The organism is Paraburkholderia sp. J10-1, assembly GCF_905220165.1.
Taxonomy (GTDB): Bacteria; Pseudomonadota; Gammaproteobacteria; order Burkholderiales; family Burkholderiaceae; genus Paraburkholderia.
Genome location: NZ_CAJMYW010000082.1, coordinates 1 through 324, shown reverse-complemented (window position 1 = coordinate 324; position 324 = coordinate 1). Strand labels below are relative to the sequence as shown.

1 protein-coding gene is annotated in these 324 nt (G+C 64.5%); it reads left to right on the top strand.

From position 1 onward, the window contains the following. The coding region (locus tag U5A65_RS40810; RefSeq protein ID WP_415766526.1) for a LysE family transporter at positions 1-324 on the top strand (324 nt) is incomplete at both ends.

Sequence of the window (324 nt, the reverse complement as noted above, 5' to 3'; positions counted from 1 at the left end):
CACCATCGGACTGATGGTCTCGGGCTGCGCGATCGTGCTGCTCATGCCGGGGCCCACCAACACCCTGCTCGCCGCAGCCGGTTTGAGGCAGGGTCTGCGCCGCTCCGTGCATCTGACCGCCGCCGAACTGGCCGGGTACCTGGTGTCGATTACCCTCTGGGGACTTTGCTTCACCCATGCTTCGCAGTCGCTGAGCTGGCTGCCCAAAGTGCTGCGCGTGGCCAGCAGCCTTTATCTCGCTTGGCTCGCCTTGCGTCTTTGGCTCACGGCAAACTCGATCGAAACCTCGGCAAACGGCGTGGTCAGCACGCGCACGCTGTTCAG